Below are 2076 nucleotides of genomic sequence, written 5' to 3' on the forward strand. Positions count from 1 at the left end.
ACCTCCTCGAACTGGTTCTCGTCGTCCTGATGAGTGGCCTTCTGGCCGGTGATGGCCAGGAACACCTCGTCCAGGCTGGGCAGATGGGTGGTGATGTCGGCGATCGTGAAACCGCGGGCGGCCAGCAGCCCGATCACCGCTGTCAGCTGCTCGTCGCTGAGGATGGGAACGCTCACGATGCCCGCCCGTTCGTCGGCGGCGGCACCGCCGACACCGTCCAGACCGGCCTGCGCGAGGGCGTCGGCCATCGGGGACAGCTCGCCCGAGTCCAGGGGACGGATCTCCAGGGTCCGGCCCCCGACCTTGGCCTTCAGCTCGGGCACCCGGCCCTCGGCCACGATCTTGCCCTGGTCCATGACGGTCAGCAGCTCGGCGAGCTGCTCGGCCTCCTCCATGTACTGCGTGGTGAGCAGCACGGTGTTGCCGTCCGCGACGATGTCGCGGACCTCGGCCCACACCTCTTTGCGGGTGCGCGGGTCCAGGCCCGTCGTCGGCTCGTCCAGGAACAGCACCCGCGGGCGTCCGATCATGGACGCGGCCAGGTCCAGGCGCCGGCGCATGCCGCCGCTGTACTTGCCGGCCGCCCGCTTGGCGGCCTCGGTCAGCGAGAACCGCTCCAGCATCTCGTCGGCCCGCTGACGTGCCTGGGCGCGCGGCAGGTCGAGCAGCCGCCCGATCATGTAGAGGTTCTCCCAGCCGGACAGCTTCTCGTCGACCGACGCGTACTGCCCGGTCAGGCCTATCGTGCGGCGGAGCAGGCGGGGTTGGCGGACCACGTCGTACCCGGCCACCGTGGCGTGGCCGGCGTCCGGCGCCAGCAGCGTGGACAGGATGCGTACGAGCGTCGTCTTGCCCGCGCCGTTCGGCCCGAGCACCCCCACGACGGTGCCCTCGCGCACCTCGAGATCGATGCCGTCGACTGCCTTGGTCTCCCCGAAGTGCTTCACCAGTCCGCGGACTTCGACGGCGCTGGCGCCGCGGCCGGTGGTGTTCTCTCGCGTCATGCTCCAAAGATGACACCCGCCACCGACAATCGACCGACAGCCGGCCTGTACACCCACAGGCCGGCTGTCGGTCACCGTGCCGGATCGTGCCCGACCGTGCCGGGCTGCCCTAACCGAAGCTGTGCTCCGCCGCCGGGAAGTCACCCGCGATCACGTCGTCGGCGAAGGACTTCGCCGCGTCGCCCAGCGTCTGGCGCAGCCGCGCGTACTGCTTCACGAAGCTCGGCACCCGGCCCGCCGTCAGCCCCGCCATGTCCGTCCACACCAGCACCTGGGCGTCGGTGTCCGGGCCCGCGCCGATGCCGACGGTGGGTACGTGCAGCGAGCGCGTGACCTCGGCGGCGAGCTGCGCCGGCACCGCCTCCAGCACCACCGCGAAGGCGCCCGCGTCCTGCACCGACTTGGCGTCGCGCAGCAGCTGCTGCGCCGCCTCCTCGCCGCGGCCCTGCACGCGGTAACCCATCGCGTGCACCGACTGCGGGGTCAGGCCGACGTGCGCCATGACCGGGATGCCGGACTGCACCAGCAGTTCGATCTGGTGCGCCGAGCGTTCGCCGCCCTCCAGCTTGACCGCTCCCGCGCCCGCCTCCTTGACCATCCGGGTGGCGCTGCGCAGCGCCTGCACGGGTCCTTCCTGGTACGAGCCGAAGGGTAGATCGGCGATGACGAGGGCGCGCTTGGTGCCGCGTACGACGGCCGCCGTCAGCATCGCCATCTCGTCCAGGGTGACGGGCACGGTGGTCTCGTAGCCGAGGTGGCAGTTGCCCATGGAGTCGCCGACGAGCATGACGGGGATGCCGGACTCGTCGAAGACGGAGGCCGTCATCGCGTCGTAGGCGGTGAGCATCGGCCACCGCTCCCCGCGCTCCTTGGCGGCGCCCAGATCACGGACGGTGACGCGCCGATTGCGTGCCCCGCCGTAGAGAGTGGCGGGCTGCTTCGTCGAGGGCCCGTCCTGTTTCTGCGCATCAGACATGGCTGAACGCTCCTGTATGTCGTCTCGAGGCACCCTGACGGCGTCCCCGGATACACGTCCATGCTGGCACGGCGCCGCCTGCCGGGGGAAGGGCCG

General features: G+C 71.0%; 2 protein-coding genes. Both read right to left on the reverse strand.

The features are described 5' to 3' along the window. The coding region (locus tag ACRDP3_RS28370; protein ID WP_431519885.1) for an ATP-binding cassette domain-containing protein at positions 1-1004 on the reverse strand (1004 nt) is incomplete at its 3' end. Between the two features lie 109 nt (positions 1005-1113). After that, the gene (gene panB / locus ACRDP3_RS28375; protein ID WP_431519886.1) at positions 1114-1980 is read right to left on the reverse strand and encodes a 3-methyl-2-oxobutanoate hydroxymethyltransferase; all 867 of its coding nucleotides are present in this window, start codon (positions 1978-1980) and stop codon (positions 1114-1116) included. Positions 1981-2076: the final 96 nt, after the last annotated feature.

The sequence above is a fragment of the Streptomyces sp. genome (assembly GCF_050698815.1).
Taxonomy (GTDB): domain Bacteria; phylum Actinomycetota; class Actinomycetes; order Streptomycetales; family Streptomycetaceae; genus Streptomyces.

Coding starts and splice junctions, on each gene's coding strand:
- panB (WP_431519886.1), bottom strand. CDS start 1,980: ATGTCTGATGCGCAGAAACAGGACGGGCCCTCGACGAAGCAGCCCGCC.